The sequence below is a fragment of the Flavisericum labens genome (genome assembly GCF_045446075.1).
Classification (GTDB): Bacteria; Bacteroidota; Bacteroidia; order Flavobacteriales; family Flavobacteriaceae; genus Flavisericum; species Flavisericum labens.
This window is the reverse complement of the sequence record NZ_JBJJBQ010000006.1, coordinates 64,482-86,835: the sequence shown is the minus strand read 5'-3', so window position 1 is coordinate 86,835 and position 22,354 is coordinate 64,482. Positions and strand designations below refer to the sequence as shown.

General features: G+C 34.5%; 16 protein-coding genes. All 16 read left to right on the top strand.

Annotation, left to right across the window (positions count from 1 at the left end):
* Nucleotides 1–198: 198 nt before the first annotated feature.
* The 16 genes from ACIEHO_RS11215 (at nt 199) to ACIEHO_RS11140 (ending at nt 22,353) form a co-directional block, all read left to right on the top strand.
* A complete protein-coding gene (locus ACIEHO_RS11215) occupies nt 199–1,116 on the top strand; it encodes an Abi family protein (RefSeq protein ID WP_406971705.1) in 918 nt (305 codons plus the stop codon).
* Nucleotides 1,117–1,133: 17 nt separating this feature from the next.
* Nucleotides 1,134–3,245 carry a Piwi domain-containing protein gene (locus tag ACIEHO_RS11210; protein ID WP_406971703.1) on the top strand — a complete coding sequence of 704 codons (2,112 nt, stop codon included), beginning with the start codon at nt 1,134–1,136 and terminating at the stop codon, nt 3,243–3,245.
* Between the two features lie 51 nt (nt 3,246–3,296).
* The gene (locus ACIEHO_RS11205; RefSeq protein ID WP_406971701.1) at nt 3,297–3,692 is read left to right on the top strand and encodes a hypothetical protein; all 396 of its coding nucleotides are present in this window, start codon (nt 3,297–3,299) and stop codon (nt 3,690–3,692) included.
* 93 nt (nt 3,693–3,785) lie between these two features.
* Complete coding sequence (locus tag ACIEHO_RS11200; protein WP_406971699.1) at nt 3,786–8,120, top strand: CusA/CzcA family heavy metal efflux RND transporter; 4,335 nt, start codon at nt 3,786–3,788, stop codon at nt 8,118–8,120.
* A 64-nt stretch (nt 8,121–8,184) separates the two neighbouring features.
* The gene (locus ACIEHO_RS11195) at nt 8,185–9,390 is read left to right on the top strand and encodes an efflux RND transporter periplasmic adaptor subunit (protein ID WP_406971697.1); all 1,206 of its coding nucleotides are present in this window, start codon (nt 8,185–8,187) and stop codon (nt 9,388–9,390) included.
* A 2-nt stretch (nt 9,391–9,392) separates the two neighbouring features.
* Entirely contained in the window at nt 9,393–9,806 is a 414-nt protein-coding gene (locus ACIEHO_RS11190; protein ID WP_406971695.1) for a Fur family transcriptional regulator, read from the top strand.
* Between the two features lie 56 nt (nt 9,807–9,862).
* A complete protein-coding gene (locus ACIEHO_RS11185; RefSeq protein ID WP_120201175.1) occupies nt 9,863–10,225 on the top strand; it encodes a DUF3703 domain-containing protein in 363 nt (120 codons plus the stop codon).
* Nucleotides 10,222–10,815, top strand: coding sequence for a mercuric transport protein MerTP (gene merTP / locus ACIEHO_RS11180; RefSeq protein ID WP_406971693.1), 594 nt, complete (start codon nt 10,222–10,224; stop codon nt 10,813–10,815). The genes ACIEHO_RS11185 and merTP overlap by 4 nt, the downstream gene beginning before the upstream one ends.
* Nucleotides 10,815–11,021, top strand: a complete 207-nt coding sequence (locus ACIEHO_RS11175) for a GDCCVxC domain-containing (seleno)protein (protein ID WP_081653185.1) — start codon at nt 10,815–10,817, stop codon at nt 11,019–11,021. Before merTP ends, ACIEHO_RS11175 begins: the two co-directional genes overlap by 1 nt.
* An 11-nt stretch (nt 11,022–11,032) precedes the next feature.
* Nucleotides 11,033–12,994: a heavy metal translocating P-type ATPase gene (locus ACIEHO_RS11170; RefSeq protein WP_406971690.1), complete on the top strand. Its 1,962-nt coding sequence runs from the start codon at nt 11,033–11,035 to the stop codon at nt 12,992–12,994.
* A 71-nt stretch (nt 12,995–13,065) separates the two neighbouring features.
* The gene (locus ACIEHO_RS11165; protein WP_224476888.1) at nt 13,066–13,479 is read left to right on the top strand and encodes an HYC_CC_PP family protein; all 414 of its coding nucleotides are present in this window, start codon (nt 13,066–13,068) and stop codon (nt 13,477–13,479) included.
* A 109-nt stretch (nt 13,480–13,588) separates the two neighbouring features.
* Nucleotides 13,589–17,293: an efflux RND transporter permease subunit gene (locus tag ACIEHO_RS11160; RefSeq protein WP_406971688.1), complete on the top strand. Its 3,705-nt coding sequence runs from the start codon at nt 13,589–13,591 to the stop codon at nt 17,291–17,293.
* Nucleotides 17,293–18,528 (top strand): TolC family protein, encoded by a 1,236-nt coding sequence (locus ACIEHO_RS11155; protein ID WP_406971686.1) that lies wholly within the window; start codon nt 17,293–17,295, stop codon nt 18,526–18,528. Before ACIEHO_RS11160 ends, ACIEHO_RS11155 begins: the two co-directional genes overlap by 1 nt.
* A 4-nt stretch (nt 18,529–18,532) precedes the next feature.
* Entirely contained in the window at nt 18,533–21,034 is a 2,502-nt protein-coding gene (locus ACIEHO_RS11150; protein ID WP_406971684.1) for a heavy metal translocating P-type ATPase, read from the top strand.
* Between the two features lie 17 nt (nt 21,035–21,051).
* Entirely contained in the window at nt 21,052–21,639 is a 588-nt protein-coding gene (locus ACIEHO_RS11145) for a DUF2911 domain-containing protein (protein WP_406971682.1), read from the top strand.
* A 3-nt stretch (nt 21,640–21,642) separates the two neighbouring features.
* A complete protein-coding gene (locus tag ACIEHO_RS11140) occupies nt 21,643–22,353 on the top strand; it encodes a PepSY domain-containing protein (RefSeq protein WP_406971680.1) in 711 nt (236 codons plus the stop codon).
* Nucleotide 22,354 lies beyond the last annotated feature (1 nt).

Below are 22,354 nucleotides of genomic sequence, written 5' to 3'. Positions count from 1 at the left end.
GTGTCATTGCGAGAGCAACGAAGCAATCTCATAAACAGATAGTAAAAACAAAAAATATGGTAAAAAGTAGTAAAATATGGTATAAAGTTTGTACTTTTGCAGTAACAGTACACACCACGCTACCCATTAGAACAGCGTCCCAGGGTGTGTCTTTTGCTTTATATACCTTCCTTTTGTTAAACAATAATACAACCTTCAATGTTTAGCAAAAAGCCAATTACCATACAACAACAGATTGCTCAATTACAAAAAAGAGGTTTGCAAATCTCTAATGTACCATTGGCAGAAAAATACTTGGCTAATATAAGTTACTATCGTCTTGGGGAGTATTGGTATGTAATGCAAGAAGATAAAGAAAATCACACCTTTAAACCTAATAGCAGATTTAAAGACGTAATAGCATTATATAATTTTGATGCAGAATTACGCCTATTGTTATTTGATGTCATTGAAAAAATAGAAATTAGTTTACGAACCAAACTCATTTATAATCTTTCACACGAAATTGACCCTTGGTGGTTCTGCAATTCAGAGATTTTTATTGATAGATTACAGTTTACACGAACACTTGCAAAAATTGAAGAAGAAATCACCAGAGCAAGAAGCAAGGATATAACTATTAAAAACCATTTTAAAAAACATAAAGACGATTTAAGGTTTCCACCATCTTGGAAGAGTTTAGAACAAGTAAGTTTCGGTAACTTATCAAAACTATATGGTAATTTAACACATAAGGTTAATTCTAAAGATAGTATTGCCCAAGAATTTGGTGCAGTTAACCATACCTATTTACCAAGTTGGTTGCAATCTATTGCACAGATACGCAACTTTTGTGCGCATCACTCACGTCTATGGAATCGTAATCTTCCTGGTACGGTAAAGCTGTTGCCAAAACCACCTAATCCTTGGATTACAGATATAGATAATGTACCAAAACAGCACGAGTTTAGTAAGCTGTATGTACATATGTGTTTAATGAAATATCTATTAAATACCATACAGCCTAACAACCAATTTACAACCCGTTTAAATGATTTATTTATAAAATATCCTAATGTAGACCCTAATGCATTGGGAATGAAACTTAATTGGCAAAAAGAACCTTTATGGCAGTAATTTAAATACGAATACCAATGCAAGAACACCTCAAAACCAACATACTTAACTTTAAATGGCCTAATAGTGCGCCTAACATTTATTTAACTTTAGAGGATATGGAAGGTAGTCATCCTATCCATAAATCCAAATTTTCAAGGCAGATTAAAGAGGTGTTTCCAGATACAGACTTATCTAACACAGACCAAATATTTACAACATTTACAACAGAAATACCAGATGCACCAAGCATTAAGCTAAATTTAGTAGATGGTAGAGAATTAAGAATTTACAAGCAATTCCTTAAACATCAATTAAGAAGCTATTTTAAATCTAAAGACTATATAGTAGTAAAAAACTTCGTTGGTGATGTACAAGTGTGGATGCCTTCAAAAAAAGGGAATACAGCAGACTATAACCTCTACTATAAATTTTCATTTAAAATACAGTTTGCAAAACTCACAGACTTACCAGAGTTAATTGTATCATACGATGGTACTTCAAAAGTCCTTACAACGTCGGTTAAGGATATAGAGGATTCAGAGTTAATAAGGCGTTGTGTATATGGTCAAAAAACGTTCAATTACCAAATGGACCTCGACACAGAGGAAAAACAAGAATTTTACAATGCTATTCAGTTTGACCAAGCATTCCCAATTTTTAGTTTACCATTAGCACGAGCATTAGATATACCTATTGAAGAACCAGTAAGACCAGCCAACAAATACCAAAAGTATGTAGCACTTATTAATAATTTTGCAACCAACTATCTATTTACAGAAGACTTTAAAGCCATATTTCCGTTTAAGAATGATGCGTTTATTGATGTGCCACTCAATCGTATCAATCACATTGACCCACAAGTAGGATTATTAGAATTTGGTAAAGACCAATACGGTAACAAGAAAACCCATTTAGTGCCTAAATTGGCAATGAATAACCTCAACCCTTACAAAAGACCCAACAACCAAAACATTAAGTTTTTCTTTGTGTACCATACGTCACATAAAGAAGCAATTAAAACCTTTTACAATAACCTCAAAACTGGTGTTACTGCGGATAAAAAGTATTTTAAAGGGATTGAAGCTTATGTAAATATCAAGGCTTCAACGTCTAAAGAACATTTTATTGAGTTTGCCAACGAAAACAACCCAATACCAGAAATAACAGAGCAGTTGGAAAACCTTTCGTTTGACCACGATAATGTGCGTTATGCGGCATTCTATTTAAGTCCTTTCGATAAGTTCACACCAAATCCCGAAGACCGAGACATCTATATTCAAATCAAAGAATTGTTTTTAAATGAAGGTATTGTTACACAGGTTGTTGATTATGAAAAAATGGTGGTTAATATCGAGAATCAATACAACTTCCAATTTTCATTACAAAATATGGCGTTGGCTATTCACGCCAAATTAGGTGGCGCACCTTGGAAACTTGCAGTAACCGATAAAAAAGAATTAGTAATAGGTGTTGGTGCATTTACCAATCAAGGTGAAAACAGACGGTATATAGCAAGTGCCTTTAGTTTTCAAAACAATGGCTTGTTTAGAAAGTTCGAGTATTTCGACCAAAGCGAAACAGACCTATTGGCAGGAAGTATATGTAAAGCCATTAGAGATTTTACATCGGTTGCAGAAGCAGATAAAGTAGTCATTCACTTCTATAAGGAAATGAGTTACGAGGAACTAAAACCAATTATTAGAGGGATGCATACATTAGGGTTAAAAATTCCGCTCTACATTTTAAATATCAATAAAACAGAAGCAGAAGATATTATTGCTTACGACCTCAATTGGGGTGAAAAGTTAATGCCTGTAAGTGGCACATACATACGTATTAGCGAAAATCAATTCCTATTGTTCAACAATGCACGCTATCCAAGTGACCGTTTTTATTCAGATACAGATGGTTATCCATTTCCAATAAAAATTAAGGTAAGCAGTCCAGATGAAGATGCTTTTGAAGATGCAGATGTAGTGTTAGAATTATTAACGCAAGTATATCAGTTTAGCAGATTATATTGGAAATCGCTTCGACAACAAAATGTACCAATCACTATAAAATATCCAGAAATGGTAGCACAAATAGCACCACGATTTAATAATGGTGTTCCAGACGATGCTAAAGATGCTCTATGGTTTTTGTAATTAATTTGCACAACCATTGCATTCAATAATTTGTATATTTGCATAAATTATATGAAAATATTCGTTTCCTTATCGATGTCTATTTTGTTCTTTTTTCAAGGGATAAGTATAGATATGGACTTTTGTGGTCCAATTAAAGAAATTTCAAATGTAATTACCCATTATCAAGACCATAAAGTTTATGGAGACTCTTTCCTTGATTATGTAGTTGAAGACTTCATTGACGGCGATTCTAAAAATGGAGAGCATCATCATAACCCAGATAAGGAGAATACACCAGTCCATTCTCATAATCAATGTTGTCATCCTTTAGTGTTAATTATTGCGAACAATAATTTTGCTTTAAACAATCCACAAAAGTTTGAAGAGAAAAAACAATATAATTTACATAAAGTAAACTTCACTTCCAGATATTTGGAATCACTTTTCCAGCCACCAAAAGCTTAATTAAGTTTTTAAAGGATAGCTATATCCCTTTTTAATGTTTTCACTTTCAGGAAAGCATTTGCATTTTTTTTTAACTGAATTAATACATTTTCTATGATTAATAAAATCATTGATTTTTCAATCAATAACAAATTCATTATTGGTTTGCTTACGCTTACCATAATTGGAGCAGGTATTTGGAGTATGACAAAAGTACCAATAGATGCTGTTCCAGACATTACCAATAACCAAGTACAGGTTATTACACAAGCACCCAATTTAGGTACAGAAGATATTGAACAGATTGTAACCTATCCTATTGAGGTGGCAATGAGCAACCTTCCCGATGTACAGGAAATTAGGTCTATTTCTCGTTTTGGCTTATCGGTTGTTACTATCGTATTCGACGATGATATGGGAACCTATCTACCTCGCCAATTAGTAGCTGAAAAACTAAACGAGGTCAAAGAACAAATTCCAGCTGGTTTTGGAGAACCTACTATGGGACCTATTTCAACAGGATTAGGGGAAATTTACCAATACACCTTAAAAGTTGCACCAGAGTATAAAGACAAATACGACATTGCAGATTTACGCTCAATGCAAGATTGGATTGTACAACGTCAAATGGCAATGGTTGAAGGTGTGGTTGAGGTTAACGCCATAGGTGGTAAAATTAAACAATACGAAGTTGCGGTTGACCCAAACGATTTAAACGCAATTGGATTAACCATTACAGATGTGTTTAATGCACTCGAAGCCAATAACCAAAATACAGGTGGTGCATACATCGAAAAAAACCATCAGGCTAATTTTATTCGTGGAGAAGGCTTGGTACGGAGTTTAGAAGACATTAAAAAAATTACGGTAAAAACCGTTAATAATATTCCTGTAACTATTAATGATATTGCAACTGTGCAATTCGGTTCTGCCATACGTTACGGTGCATTAACCCAAGATGGTGAAGGTGAAGTTGTAGGTGGATTGGTGATGATGCTAAAAGGTGCAAATTCCAATGATGTTATTGCCAATGTAAAAGAGCGAATGGCTCAAATAGAAAAATCACTACCAGAAGGTGTCATTATAGAACCTTTATTAGATAGAAGTAAATTAATTGGAGAAACAACTTCTACTGTAACCACAAATCTTATTGAAGGTGCATTGATAGTTATTTTTGTACTTATCTTCTTATTAGGAAATTGGCGAGGTGGTTTAATCGTAGCTTCAACCATACCATTATCCTTATTATTCGCTTTTATTTTAATGAACGTATTCGATGTTTGGGTAAACTTAATGAGTTTGGGAGCCATAGATTTCGGAATTATTGTAGATGGAGCTGTAATTATTGTTGAAAGTACAGTATTCCTAATTGCATCACAAGTCCTGAAAAAGAAACAGCTTACAGCTAAAGAACGAGATAAAGTGGCGTCTAATGCTTCAAAAAAGATGATGAATGCTGCATTTTTCGGTCAGTTGATTATCCTTATTGTTTTTCTACCCATTTTAGCCTTACAAGGTATTGAAGGAAAGATGTTTAAGCCAATGGCGTTGACGTTTATCTTCGCTATGATTGGTGCAATGGTACTTTGTTTAACTTATGTACCAATGATGTCAGCTTTAGTGTTAAGAGCACCAAAAAACGATAAAAAATCCTATGGAGATAGATTTGTGCATTGGGTTGAAGATAAATACCAACCTTTATTGGTTAGAGCATTGCGAAAAGGAAAATGGGTAATTGGTATTGCAGTTGTGTTGTTCGGAATTACAGTCTTTATGTTTTCAAGAATGGGTGGCGAGTTCATCCCACAACTCGATGAAGGTGATATTGCATTTCACGCCATATTAAAACCAGGTAGTTCACTTACCGAAACTATTGAAACCACTACTAAAATAGAGCAAATAGTAAAAGCGAAATTTCCAGAAGTCGATAAAATTGTGAGTCGTATTGGTGTAGCCGAAATTCCAACAGACCCAATGCCAATGGATTTAGCCGATGTTTTTGTGATTCTGAAACCTAAAAGCGAATGGACAACAGCAGAGACAAAAGATGAATTGATTGAGAAAATGAAAGAAGCGGTTGAAATCGTTCCTGGTGTTAATTATGAATTTACTCAACCTATCGAAATGCGTTTTAATGAGTTGCTTGAAGGTGTGCGTGAAGATATTGCCATTAAACTCTATGGTGAAGACATTGACATACTATCCCAAAAAGCTGAAGAAATATCTAAAATTATTGCAGGTACTGAAGGTATTGGAGATATGAAAGCGGAAGCCACAACGGGTTTACCACAAATGACCATCAATTACAACCGGAATAAATTAGCACAATACGGACTTCAAATAAATACGCTCAATCAAACCGTACAATCTGCATTTGCAGGTGGTACAGCAGGTGTGATTTTTGAAGGTGAAAAACGCTTCGATTTAGTGGTGCGTTTAAGTTCTCAAAACCGAAAGGATATAACAGATGTTCAAAACCTGTACATCAATTTACCTTCAGGTGCTCAAATTCCTTTACGTGAAATTGCAGATGTAAGCTACAAAGCAGGACCAATGCAAATAAGTAGAGACAATACCAACAGAAGAACCTATGTAGGTATCAATGTCAGAGGTCGAGATGTAAAATCTTTAGTAACTGAAATAAAATCAAAATTAGATGCACAATTGGAACTACCATCGGGTTATTTTATTCGCTATGGTGGTGCATTTGAAAATCTGGAACGTGCCAGCAACCGATTACAAACCGTTGTGCCTATTGCATTGTTACTCATATTTATTCTAATATACTTTGCATTAAAATCTTTACCACAAACCTTAATGATTTACATAGCCATTCCAATGGCAACCATTGGTGGTGTTGTAGCCTTATGGTTGCGTGATATGCCATTTAGTATTTCAGCAGGTGTTGGTTTTATTGTGTTGTTTGGCGTTGCAGTTTTAAATGGATTGGTAATGATAAGTGGACTTAACGAATTAAAAGACGAAGGAGTAACCAACCTAAAAGACAGAATTGTTGAAGGCACTAAACGAAGAATCAGACCTATTATGCTAACTGCTTTTACAGATGTGTTAGGCTTTCTACCAATGGCGATTTCATCATCAGCAGGTGCAGAAGTACAACGTCCATTGGCAACTGTAGTTATTGGTGGATTATTAACTTCAACTTTGCTAACACTATTTGTGTTACCTATTTTATACCATTGGGTAGAAAATAAATCTTTTACGTTTAAGCCAAATAAAAAGTTAGTAACAGCAACAGCAGTTGTATTATTACTGTTTGGCTTTTCACCACAAAGTAACGCTCAAGAGTTGAATGATACAATTCCCGAAATTTCATTACAGGAAGCTGTTAAACTCGCAAAAAGTAATTATCCATTATTGAAGCAAAAGCAATTGGAAATTACAAAACAAGAGCAATTAAAAGCGACTGCCTATGATTTCGGTACGACTCAAATTTTCACAGGTGGCGAAGAAGTTAATAATGGTAGTGGCATCTATACAACCATAGGTGTTGGTCAATCAAATATCGATGTATTTGGCATTGGTGCAAAAAGAAAATTGCAAGAACAACGCATTCAATTGGCACAAAAAGCCTTTCAACTTTCCGAATTGGAATTAGAATTGGAAGTTAAAAAAGCGTGGTCAAAATGCTATCAAATGAAACGGAACTATAACTTGTATAAAGAACTGGATTCCATTTATTCCAAATTTGAACAAGCAGTAGCTTTAAATTATGAAGTCGAAGCCATTTCTAAATTAGAATATTCGGCAGCAAAAAATCAAGCGTTTCAAATTAAAAATAAAAAAGCGCAAGCCTATAGTGATTACCTTATTGCCTTACAGCAATTCAATTTGTGGTTAGTTTCAGATGATATTTATACAGTTTCAGATGAGTTTGACGTAGTGATGCAGAATGATATGGAAACGTTCAGTATTGAAAACCATCCATTGTACAGTATGTCGCAGAACATTGTAGATGAAGCAGAAGCCAAATATAAAGCTGCAAAGGCAGATAATTTACCGAAGTTCAATCTTCAAGGTGGTTTACAAAAAGTAAATGGCAATTCAGGATTTTACACCTATCAAGCAGGAATTTCAATTCCGTTTTTATCAGGTTCTAACAAAGCACAAGTTAGAAGTGCCAGAATTGATAAAGACATAGCAGAAACCAATGTAGCGTTCAAAAAACAGGAAGTACAATCAAGGTTTGTTCAGGCTAAAGAAAATTATTTCAAATGGAAAACGTCTTGGGAGTTTTACAAAGACCAAGTTTTACCATTAACAAAAGAGCAAAAAACAGGTGCATTACTAGCATACAGAGAAGGCGAAATAGATTATACTGCATTTACGCAGTTGATAAAAGAAGCCATTCAATCGGAACTTGAAGCACAGACTGCATTAGTAAACTATTTAGAAAGCACATTTCAATTACAATATTTTAATCAATAAGACAATGAAGCCCATAATGGGCATTTTGCAAAAAAAAATCAATAACTTGAAATTATTAAAACAGATGAAAAATATATCATATAAATTACTAATCATTTTCTTATTATCCTTATTTCTTTTTTCCTGCGGAAATAAAGAAAATCATAACGAGAATGATGGTCATTCCCACGATGAGGAAGAAAAAACAGAAGTTAATGAAGAACATAATGAAAGCGAAGAAGTAATGCTTTCACAACAACAATTCGATGCTTTAAAAATGAAAATCGATACATTGCCATTACGTAATATGAGCGGTTATGTAGAAGCTAACGGAACGTTAGAAGTACCACCACAAAACGAAGCAGCTATTACTACTGTTGTTGGTGCAAATGTCGTTTCAATTGAAGTGATTGAAGGTGATAAGGTTAATAAAGGTCAAGTAGTGGCTTATCTATCACACCCAAATATTATAAAATTACAAACGGATTATTTAAACGCTTATAGCAATAGCGAGCTTGCAAAGAAAAATTATGAACGTCAACAAAAATTATACGATGCTGGTGTTGGTTCTGGTGCTAATTTCCAGAAAGCAGAAGCAGAATATCAAGCATCAAAAGCAATGGTTAATGGTTTAGAAGCGCAATTAAGAATACTCAACGTTAACACTACATCAGTTCGCAATGGAACAATTGCACAGCGCATAGCATTGCGAAGTCCAATAGAAGGCTTTGTGCAAAAAGTTGAAGTAAAAACAGGTCAATATGTAGAGCCACAAACCGAATTATTTGAAATTGTAAATACGCATCACGTTCACGCCGATTTTATGGTCTTTGAAAAAGATGTCCATAAAGTACAGAAGGGTCAAAGAGTAAACTTTACGGTACAATCTATACCAGATACAGAACTTACCGCAGAAATCTATTCCGTAAGCATAACCTTTGAGGACAACCCAAAAGCAGTTCACGTTCACGCAGAAATAGAAAACAAAAAAGGTAATTTAATTCCTGGTATGTATATTCAAGGTAAAATTCAAGTAGATAATACCCAAACAAAAGCTTTACCAGAAAGTGCAATTATAAAAGAAGGCGAAAGATATTATGTGTTTTCAGTAGAAAAAGAAAATGACGATTGGAGCTTTAAACCTATCGAAGTTGTGTTAGGTACTAAAGATGGTGATTGGGTATCGGTTCAATTTATTGAAGATATAGAAAGTAACACACAATTTGCCTATAACAATGCTTATTACCTTAACGCAGAAATGAAAAAAGGAGAAGCAGAACACGAACATTAATTATGCAGACAATAGAACAATTATTAGAGTCAAAACAAATTCGTATTACAGCAATGCGTTTGCTTATATATAAGTTTCTTGCAGAAAAAGAAATAGCAGTAACATTAAGTGACATTGAAAATGCTTTTGAAAAAGCAGATAGAACTACCTTATACAGAACTATTAAAACATTTGAAGATAAAGGAATAGTCCATCAAATAGACGATGGCACAGGGATAACAAAATATGCGTTATGCGAAGAGGGATGTAATTGTGATATTAAAAACGATTTGCATTTACATTTTCATTGTAATAATTGCAATGAAACCATTTGCTTAACAGAACATAAAATACCTCAAATAAAAGTGCCAAATGGTTTTGTGTCAGAGAATGTAAATTTGGTGGTAAAAGGTATATGTGATAAGTGTAGTGGATAACAAATGCACTTCCATTGCACTTACTATTAAATTACTTTTATCCAAAATTAGTGGATATGAAGTTTAATACTAAAATACCTAAACATATCAAACAGGCTTATATCGAAGAATTAAAACAATACAGTTTCTGTTTAGAAAATAAGCGGTTTGGTAATGCTTGGTTTCATTTAGAACGCAGTCATATAATAGGACAGTCTTATCCTATAGAACATACCTATTCACATTGGCTAATGCTAAAGTTTGGATTTAGACAAAAAGATACTAAAGAAGTATTCGGTCAAATTATTAGATTGCTTGTTGGTGGTTGGAAATCATTTATAAATCACGTTCCTCTTGGTAATACAGGTGGCGCAAACGTACCACCATTAAAACGTATGCCTATTCCAAATGACATTGAAAAAGTATTAGATATAGAATGAAAAATAAATTAGCGGTTACAAGTATCCTAACAGCAATCACAGCTTCATTGTGTTGCATCACACCAGTTTTGGCATTAATTGCAGGAACAAGTGGTGTAGCTTCAACTTTTTCTTGGATAGAACCATTTAGACCTTACTTAATTGGGCTAACAATAGTAGTTCTTCTCTTTGCTTGGTATCAAAAATTAAAACCAGAAAAAGAAATCGACTGTGAATGTGAAACGGATAAAAAACCAAAATTTATTCAGTCAAAAACCTTTTTAGGAGTTGTAACAGTATTCGCAATAGTGATGTTGGCATTTCCATACTACTCAAGTATGTTTTATCCAAATTCAGAGAAACAAATTGTTGTCGTTGATAAATCAAATATCAAAACAACAGAGTATAAAATAAGTGGAATGACTTGTCCCAGTTGTGAAGCTCACGTAAACCACGAAGTAAATAAACTTAACGGAATTGTGAACTCAAAAACATCATACAAGAATGGTAACGCAATCATTGAGTATGACCAAACTAAAACTAATGAATTAGAAATTGAGATAGCAATTAATTCTACAGGTTATAAAGTAACTGATAAAAAAGAAAATTGATGCAAACCATATTAAAATCGGAAATCACTTGCCCTAACTGCGGTCATAAAAAAGTGGAAGATATGCCAACTAACGCTTGTCAATTCTTTTACGAGTGTGAGCATTGTAAAACGGTTCTAAAACCAAACGAAGGTGATTGTTGTGTGTATTGTTCTTATGGTACAGTTCCTTGTCCACCAATTCAACAAAACAAAAGTTGTTGCTAAAACAAAACTAAATGAAAAAAAAGAAAGTCAATTTAAGAGATTTAAAACCAAATTCAGAAGAACAACATTCTCACGATGATGGTCACAATCATAGCAATCCTAAAAGTGTTTCAAATTTAAACACCTATTTACCAGCTATTTTCAGTTTCGTAATGTTAATAGTTGGTATTGCTGTAGATTATTTTGATGCGATTCCTCAATTTCAAGGATGGATTCGTATTACTTGGTACAGTTTGGCATATCTACCTGTAGGATTTCCAGTCGTAAAAGAGGGTTGGAATAGTATTAAAAAAGGTGATGTTTTTACAGAGTTCTTTTTAATGTCTATTGCCACTATTGGTGCATTTATTATTGGTGAATATCCTGAAGGTGTTGCAGTAATGCTATTTTATGCAGTAGGAGAATTATTTCAAAACGCAGCAGTTAATAGAGCAAAAGGAAATATTAAAGCCTTATTAGATGTTAGACCAAAAGAAGCTAATGTATTTCGTGATGGTGATTATATAAGTGTGTCGCCAGAAGCTGTAAATATTGGCGAGAAAATACAAATTCGAGTAGGTGAAAAAATTCCATTGGATGGTATTTTATTATCCGAAAAAGCATCTCTAAACACCGCAGCATTAACAGGCGAAAGCAAACCAGATTCTATTCAGAAAGATGCAAAGGTTTACGCAGGTAGTATCAATTTAGAAAGTGTTGTTGAAGTTGAGGTAACCAACACCTTTGAAGATAGTTCTATTGCGAGAATATTAGACTTGGTTCAAAATGCTACAGCTCGTAAGTCTAAAACAGAATTATTCATCAGACAGTTTGCTCGTATCTACACACCAATTGTAGTGTTTTTAGCTATTGGTGTAACTTTTATACCATACTTTTTTGTAGATGATTATGTGTTTAGAGATTGGTTATACAGAGCATTAATTTTCCTGGTAATATCTTGTCCTTGTGCGTTAGTGATTTCAATTCCATTAGGATATTTCGGTGGATTGGGAGCAACTTCAAAAAATGGAATATTATTTAAAGGTGCTTCATTTTTAGATGCAATGACCAAGATAAATACTTTGGTAATGGACAAAACAGGAACCGTTACCAAAGGTGTTTTTAAAATCAAAGAAGTAAAAGCAATTGGTTGGAATGAAACCGAATTTATGCAATACTTAATGGCGATGGAAGAACAATCCACGCATCCAATTGCTAAAGCCATTTTAGAGTATAAAGCAGAAGGAGAAGATTTTGAAGCACAAGACATTTCTGAAATTGCAGGTAAAGGATTAAAAGGCATTGTAAATGGTAAAACAGTTTTAGTAGGAAATAAAGCCTTAATGACTGCGAATAATATAAATGTTCCAACGGAAACGGAATCTATTGTAGAATCGATAGTATTAGTTGCAATCGATAATCAATTTGCAGGTTATGTAGTCATAGCAGATGAATTAAAGGAAGATGCAAAAGAAACTATAACAGAATTACACAAAGTAGGTATTAAAAAAATTATGATGCTTTCCGGCGATAAAGATTCCATTACCCAACAAGTCGCTAAAGAGTTGAACATCGAAAATGCAAAAGGTGATTTACTTCCAGAAGATAAGTTAAACGAAGTTGAAATATTAAAAAAGAATCCTGAAAATAAAGTAGCATTTATAGGGGATGGTATAAACGATGCGCCTGTTTTAGCAGCAAGTAACGTTGGAATTGCAATGGGTGGTTTGGGTAGTGATGTAGCTATTGAAACAGCAGACGTTATCATTCAAACAGACCAGCCTTCAAAAGTAGTTAGAGCCATTAAAATAAGTCGTTCTACAAGAAAAATTGTTTGGCAGAATATCATTTTAGCGTTTGGAGTTAAAGTTATTGTATTGATATTAGGAGCAGGTGGTTTAGCCACAATGTGGGAAGCAGTTTTTGCAGATGTAGGAGTAGCATTATTAGCAATTTTAAATGCAGTTAGATTACAACGAATGAGTTGGGATTAAGCAGATTATTCAATTAAACTTCTGTTAAACAAAATCAATAGTTGTTAAAATTTCGTAACTTCGCAATCAATATGAAGCAGTTTTTCCATAAAATAATGTCTTTAGCAATGGCTTTTGTAGTGTTATGCTCTACAATGTCATTTACTGTGAATATGCATTATTGTGGAGATACTTTAGTAGAAACTGCTATCTTTCAAAAAGCCAAAGGGTGCGGAATGGAAATGGAAAAGCCTTCAACCGAAGGATGTTCTATTACCAAGAAAAATTGTTGTGATGATGAACAATTAGCAATTGAAGGTCAAGACGAATTACAATTGCAAGTTGACAAAATCTCATTTGAGCAACAGGTATTCATCGCTTCATTTGTTTATACTTTTATTAACCTTTTTGAAGGTTTAGACAATAATGTATCTACTTACGAAGAATATAAACCGCCACTCGTCGTCAGGCAACTCTACAAGATTGACGAGACATACTTAATTTGATTTTTAAACAATAGACTCTTTTATCCTATGACTGCAATGTCGTAAGGATAATTTGCTGTATTCGGTGTTTTTCAAACACCAATGTCTAATTGTTTAATTATCAAAGCCAATGCTAAATAAAAGCATCAAATTTTTAATAGAAAATAAACTCGTAGCAGTTTTATTATTAGTTCTCTTTATAGGTTGGGGAACAGTCAACGCACCTTTCAATTGGGATACAGGATTCTTACCAAGCAATCCTGTTGCTGTAGATGCCATACCAGATATAGGTGAAAATCAACAAATCGTTTTTACCAAATGGGATGGTCGCTCACCACAAGATATAGAAGACCAAATAACGTATCCATTAACCACATCCTTGTTAGGGATTCCTGGAGTAAAAACCATTCGTAGTTCCTCTATGTTCGGCTTTTCAAGTATCTATATCATTTTTGAAGAAGACATAGAATTTTACTGGAGTAGAAGTCGTATTCTCGAAAAACTTAATTCCTTACCAAGTGGTTTATTACCCGAAGGTGTTAATCCTGCATTGGGTCCAGATGCCACAGGATTAGGACAAATATTTTGGTACACGCTTGAAGGTCGTGATGAAAACGGTAATGTAACTGGTGGTTGGGATTTACAGGAATTACGAAGTATTCAGGATTACTATGTAAAGTATGCGTTGTCCTCTGCAAGTGGTGTTTCAGAGGTTGCTTCTATTGGTGGCTATGTTCAAGAATATCAAGTGGATGTAAATCCAGAACTAATGCGTCAGTATAATATTGGATTGCATCACGTTGTAAAAGCGGTTAAGGAAAGCAATAAAGATATTGGTGCACAAACTTTGGAAATTAACCAAGCCGAATATTTAGTGCGTGGTTTGGGTTATGTGAAATCCATTTCAGACATCGAAAATGCAGTAGTCACTTCAGAAGACTATACAGCGATTAAAATTAAGGATATTGGAAAAGTCTCTTTAGGTCCTGCAACACGTAGAGGGCTTTTAGATAAGGAAGGTGCAGAAGTTGTTGGTGCTGTTGTGGTTGCTCGTTATGGTGCAAATCCAATGGAAGTCATCAATAACGTAAAAGAAAAAATTAATGAATTAAGTGCAGGATTACCTTCAAAGGTATTGGCGGATGGTAGAACTTCCCAAGTAACCATAGTACCCTTTTATGACAGAACAGAATTGATACAAGAAACTTTAGGTACACTCAATGAGGCATTGACTTTAGAAATACTTATAACCATTCTGGTCATAATCATTATGGTGTTTAATCTTCGAGCGTCCGTATTAATTTCTGGACTACTGCCAGTAGCAGTTTTAATGGTATTTATAGCGATGAAACTCTTTGGTGTCGATGCTAATATTGTCGCATTATCTGGTATTGCTATTGCTATTGGTACAATGGTCGATGTTGGTGTTATACTATCAGAAAATATAATTCGACATTTAGATGAAGATGATGGCACACAATCCATTAACACGGTAGTTTACAACGCAACAGCCGAAGTATCTGGTGCAATCGTAACCGCAGTAATGACCACCATTATTAGTTTCATTCCTGTATTTACGATGATTGGTGCAGAAGGAAAACTATTCAGACCATTGGCTTTCACAAAAACCTTTGCATTAACAGCTTCTATAATTGTAGCGCTATTTTTAATTCCGCCTTTCGCTGCATTTTTATTCCGAAAGAAAAGCATTAATAACACTTTTAAATATGTTTTAAATGGCGTTTTAATAGCATTGGGAATTGTAGCAATAGTCTATGGATATTGGTTAGGATTGATTTTGATAGCGTTTGGAATTACAGCACTTCTCAATCTTCAAAGTAAGATAACAGACAAGCAAGCTAATCTTATCAATATCATTATTTCGGTATCAGCTATTGTATTCTTGTTAGCAGAATACTGGAGACCATTAGGCATTGATAAAAGCATTTTCTGGAATCTCATTTTTGTTAGTGTTATTTGCTTTGGTTTATTGGGTGTTTTCTCATTATTCATCAAATATTACACACGCATTTTAAAGTGGTGTTTAGATAATAAGTTGCTCTTTTTATCTGTTCCAACTGCTATTGTCATCGCAGGATTTTTCATTATGAAAAATACAGGCAAAGAGTTTATGCCCTCATTAAATGAAGGCTCATTTCTACTAATGCCAACCTCGATGCCTCATTCTGGCGTAGAAGAAAACAAACGTGTTTTACAGCAATTAGATATGGCAGTAGCCAGTATTCCAGAGATTGAAACCGTAGTTGGTAAGGCAGGAAGAACAGAATCAGCTTTAGACCCAGCACCACTATCAATGTATGAAAACATCATTCAGTACAAACCAGAATATATGCTGAATGAAAACAGACAACGTCAACGCTATAAAGTTAATGATGATGGTTTATTTGAATTAAAAGATGGTCGTTTTATTACGAATCCAAATAATTCTGAAAATGTCACTTTGAGCGAAGTCAAAAGGTCTCAATTAATTAAAGACAATGATGGCGAGTTCTACCGTAATTGGCGACCAGAAATACAGTCACCAGACGATATTTGGAATGAAATCGTAAGAGTTACAAAGTTACCAGGTGTTACATCTGCACCAAAACTACAACCTATTGAAACCCGATTAGTGATGCTTCAAACAGGAATGCGAGCACCAATGGGAATTAAAGTTAAAGGTCAAGACTTAAAGCAAATAGAAGCGTTTGGTGTGCAATTAGAAAACATCATCAAGGAAGCTGAAGGTGTTAAAAAAGAAGCTGTTTTTGCAGACCGTATTGTTGGTAAACCTTATTTGTTAATTGATATTGATAGAGAGAAAATTGCACGTTATGGCATTTCTATACAAGATGTTCAAGATGTATTAAAAGTGGCAGTTGGTGGTATGGTATTAACTCAAACGGTTGAAGGTCGAGAGCGATATGGTGTTCGAGTGCGATACCCAAGAGAATTACGAGCAAACCCAACCGACTTACAACAGATTTATGTGCCAGTAGAAAAAGGAAGTCCTGTTCCATTAAGCGAATTGGCAACCATTCGCTATGAACAAGGTCCACAAGTTATTAAAAGTGAAGATACCTTTTTAGTTGGCTATGTCTTATTTGATAAAATGGATGGTTTTGCAGAAGTAAGCGTTGTTGAAAATGCACAAGTACTAATCCAAGAAAAGATAGATTCTGGTGAATTGATAGTTCCAAAAGGAATCAACTATGCATTCACAGGAACGTATGAAAATCAGTTACGCGCAGAAAAAACCTTATCGGTTGTTGTACCGTTAGCATTAGCCATCATTTTCTTAATTCTGTATTTCCAATTCCGTTCTGTAGGGACATCACTAATGGTATTCACAGGTATCGCAGTAGCGTTTGCAGGTGGTTTTATAATGATTTGGCTCTATGGTCAAGGTTGGTTTTTAAACTTCAATTTCTTTGGTGAAAATATGCGAGACTTATTCCAGATGCATCCTATTAATTTAAGTGTTGCAGTTTGGGTTGGGTTTATTGCACTCTTCGGTATAGCAACCGATGATGGTGTAGTAATGGCAACTTATTTAACCCAAACATTCGATAGAAACACACCAGATAATAAAAAGGAAATTAGAGCATCAGTTGTTGAAGCAGGAGAAAAACGTATTAGACCTTGTTTAATGACAACTGCTACTACCATATTGGCATTATTACCAGTATTAACATCTACAGGAAGAGGTAGTGATATTATGATACCTATGGCAATACCAAGTTTTGGTGGAATGTTAATCGCTTTAATAACACTATTTGTAGTCCCTGTTTTATATAGTTGGAAAGCAGAAGTTAAACTTAAAAGAACAGTATAATGAAACATATAAAATCACACATAAAGTCAGTCATTTTTCTTTGTTTTTTAATCTTTGTTCTCAAAGGAAATGCGCAACAATTAGATGTGCTCATTAATGAAGCATTAGATAACAACCCTGAAATTCAAAAATTCGAGTTACAATACAAAAGAGCTTCCGAAAAAGTAAATGAGGTTAATACTATTCCTAATACCGAATTTGGAGTTGGTTATTTTGTAAGTGAACCAGAAACACGAACAGGAGCACAACGCTTTAAAGTATCGGCTAAACAAATGTTACCGTGGTTTGGTACAATTACGTCAAGAGAAAATTATGTGAGTTCGTTAGCGAATGCTAAATATGAAGATATTGTTATCGCAAAGCGAAAACTAATGGCTTCGGTATCGCAATCCTATTATAATTTATACGCCAATAAAGCAAAGCAAGAGGTCTTAACTGAAAACATTAAACTATTAGAAACTTATGAGACGTTGGCATTAACTTCTGTTGAGGTTGGTAAAGCATCCGCAGTAGATGTGTTGCGATTGCAAATGCGTCAAAACGAAATGCAACAATTAAAAGATGTATTGCAACAACAGTTTTTAGCAGAACAAACTAACTTCAATAATCTATTGAATAGAGATAATGATGTTACCGTGAATGTGGTAGATAGTTTAATGATACCTTCAGAAGACTTTGATATTACTTTTGAAAATTTAGCATTACATCCTGAATTACTAAAATTTGATAAACTCTATCAATCCATAGAGCAATCAGAATTATTGAATCAAAAACAAAGCAGTCCAATGATTGGTTTTGGATTAGATTATATCAATGTTGCTGAAAGACCAAATATGGATTTCAGCGATAACGGAAAGGATATTGTAATGCCAATGGTTTCGGTATCTATCCCAATTTTCAATAAGAAATATAAATCCCAAACCAAACAAAATGATTTGCAACAGCAGGAAATTACTGCTCAAAAACAGGAACGTTTAAATGCATTGGAAACGCTTTTAGACAAAGCGAATAACGAACGCATTTCTGCAAGAATAAGTTATGCTACCCAAACCAAAAACCTACAGCAAGCCAAAGATGCAGAAGACATTCTAATAAAAAGTTACGAAACAGGAACCATTGATTTTAATGATATTTTGGATATTCAAGAGTTGCAGCTAAAGTTTCAAATGAACCAAATAGAATCTGTGAAGACCTACTATGTGCAAAGTACAATCATTAATTATTTAATTCAGTAAAACAATGACACACACATATCACATACACGGAATGACCTGCAACGGTTGTCGCAGTCACGTTGAGGAAACACTTTCTAAAGTAGAAGGCGTTTCAAAAGCAACCGTCGATTTAGAAAAGGCAGAAGCTACCATAGAAATGGAATCGCATATTCCTATAGAAAAGTTTCAAGAAGCCTTAAAAAAGGATGGTGATAGATATAGCATTCATAAACAAGGTGAACAACATCAATATTCAAAAGATAAAAAGAAAGTGCAACCCAAAGGAAAAGGCACAGGCACATTTTATTGTCCTATGCATTGCGAAGGCGATAAAACTTATGACGAACCAGGCGATTGTCCTGTTTGCGGAATGGATTTGGTGGAAGAACAAAATCTATCCACAACTTCAGCAGAACAATGGACGTGTCCTATGCATCCAGAAATCATTAAAGACGAAGCAGGTTCGTGTCCTATTTGTGGGATGGATTTAGTACCAATGGAAGCAGATAGTTCAGCAGAGGAAAAAACGTATAAAAAACTTTTAAAGAAGTTTTGGATTGCAACCGCATTCACCTTACCAATTTTTTTAATTGCAATGAGCGAAATGCTCAATAACAATCCATTGTATGATATAATGGTACAAAAAAATTGGAATTGGATTCAGTTTGTTTTATCCATTCCAGTTGTCTTTTACGCTACGTGGATGTTCTTTGAGCGTGCTTATAGAAGCATAAAAACGTGGAATCTCAATATGTTTACGCTCATTGGAATTGGTGCAGGCGTAGCGTGGTCGTTTAGTGTTTTTGGTATGTTCTTTCCAGACGTATTTCCAAGTCAATTTAAAACTGAATCAGGCGCAGTTCACGTTTATTTTGAAGCAGCAACGGTAATTCTAACATTGGTGCTTTTAGGTCAATTGTTAGAAGCTCGTGCACATAGTAAAACCAATTCGGCAGTAAAAGAACTGTTGAAATTAGCACCTAATAAGGCCATAAAAATAGTAGATGGCGAAGAAGTTGAAGTCAGTATTGACGAGATAGAACTTAATGATATTCTAAAAGTGAAACCAGGCGATAAAATTCCTGTGGATGGTGTGATAACTGAAGGCGAAACAACTATTGACGAATCAATGATTACAGGAGAACCTATTCCAGTAAACAAGGCTGAAAATGATAAAGTAAGTAGCGGAACAATTAATGGGAATCAATCCTTTTTAATGAAAGCCGAAAAGGTAGGAAGTGATACGCTATTATCGCAAATCATTCATATGGTTAATGATGCCAGTAGAAGTCGTGCACCTATTCAAAATTTAGCTGATAAAGTTTCGGGTTATTTCGTGCCAGTTGTAGTTATCATTTCGGTACTCACTTTTATTATATGGTCAATTTGGGGTCCAGAACCTGCATACGTCTATGCGTTGGTCAATGCAATTGCAGTTCTCATCATTGCTTGTCCTTGTGCTTTAGGTTTAGCAACACCAATGTCTGTAATGGTTGGTGTGGGTAAAGGTGCTCAAAATGGTGTATTGATTAAAAATGCTGAAGCTCTTGAAAAAATGGATAAGGTAAATACGCTTATCGTTGACAAGACAGGAACAATTACCGAAGGAAAACCAACAGTTGAAACCGTTGGTGCTTTTAATGCTGCTTTAAGCGAAAAAGAAGTGTTACAATACATCGTTTCATTAAATACCAATAGCGAACATCCTTTGGCAAAAGCGACAGTTAAATATGGCAAAGAACACAACGCAGAAATTTTAAAGTCCGAAGATTTTAGTGCAGTCACAGGAAAAGGTGTTGAAGCGACCATAAAAGATAAAAAAGTAGCATTAGGTAATCCTAAAATGATGGAATATGTGAAAGCAGAAATTGCTTCTAAAATGAAAGACGAAGCGAAATCTTACCAAAAACAAGGCAAAACAGTTTCTTATTTGTCAATAGATGAAACCGTCGTTGGATATGTAGTTATAGGCGATAAGATAAAAGAAACAAGTGCTAAAGCCATTAAAGCACTTCAAGATAAAGGGATTGATGTAATAATGCTGACAGGCGATAATCACGATACAGCACAAGCAGTAGCATCAGAACTAAATCTTGCAGATTTTAAAGCCAGTATGCTACCAGAAGACAAACTCAAAGAAGTAGAGAAACTGCAAGAAAAAGGAAAAGTAGTTGCTATGGCAGGTGATGGAATTAATGATGCACCAGCATTGGCAAAAAGTGATGTAGGTATTGCAATGGGTACGGGAACAGATGTAGCGATAGAAAGTGCAATGATAACACTCGTAAAAGGCGATTTACACGGTATTGTAAAAGCAAAAAATTTAAGTAATGCTGTAATGAAGAACATTAAGCAAAACCTATTTTTTGCACTTATCTACAACACTTTAGGTGTGCCTATTGCAGCAGGTGTGTTGTTTCCATTCTTCGGAATATTACTCTCGCCAATGATAGCGGCTTTGGCTATGAGTTTTAGCTCTGTTTCGGTAATAGCAAACGCATTACGATTAAGAACAATTAAAGTATAACTATAAATAAAAAACTAATGAAAAATCTAACCCTATTAATTGTCATAATGCTTACAATAGTGAGTTGCAAAAATGAAAAATCAAGTTCGGAAGAGCAAAAACACAATCATAACTCTGAAACCGAAAAAGTTGAGCAGTCCAAGAAAAAACCGTTAAGTCCACATACCGAAACGATGGCAATGATAGGTGATGCTCATATTCATATTGATTATTCATCACCAGGAGTAAGAGATAGAATCATCTTTGGTGGTTTGGTTGGTTATGACCAAGTATGGCAGGCTGGAGCGCATATGGCGACTTGGATAGAGACCAATAAAGATTTAATCATAAATGGAGAGACCCTACCTAAAGGGAAATATGGTTTTTTTACAATTCCATCAAAAGACGACTGGACAGTGATGATTAATAAAAACTGGGAGCAACACGGTAAAGACGAATATGACGAAAAAGATGATGTAATTCGATTCAAAATAACACCAACATTATCAGAAGAAATCACAGAACATTTAGAATATAAGGTCAACAAAATTGATGATAAAAGCGGAATTATTTCGATGGCTTGGGAAAAAGTTAAAATCGAGTTCCCATTTGCAATAAAAAATTAGAAAATGGTAAACAGGCATACAGCTTTAAAAATTAGAAAAACACACAGGTATTTGGGTCTCTTTTTAGGGATTCAATTCCTGTTTTGGACTATTAGTGGTTTATACTTTAGTTGGACAAACATCGACGAAATACACGGAGACCAATTTAAAAACTTGGACTATCAACCCAAAGCATTTAATAGTTTAATAAGTCCTTCAGAAATGGATGTTCCAGATGGTATAAAGACTATTGAATTAAGAGATATTGATAATGCACCGTACTATTGGATAAATAAAGAGCAATTGTACAATGCTTTAGATGGAATGCCAAAAAGTAGTATTACGCAGGATGAGGCACTCTATATTGCCAAAAACCATATGAAGAGTGGTTTAGAGGTAGAATCTGTTGAGCAAATTACTGAAACTGGAAAACACCACGAGTATCGAGAAAAACTACTACCTGCTTATGTTATCTCATATAAAACAGATGAAGCACTAAAAGCATACGTTTCTGTAAGCGACGGAAAATTTCAAACCGTAAGACATCGTTCTTGGCGTTGGTTTGATTTTTTATGGATGACACATACAATGGATTATGAAGGCAGAGACAATTTCAATACCATTGTTTTGAGAGCCTTTTCACTTTTAGGATTAATAACCGTTTTAAGTGGATTTTTACTATGGTACACGTCTTCACCTTCGATTAGGAAGTTAATTAAAAGAAAAAATAAATAGG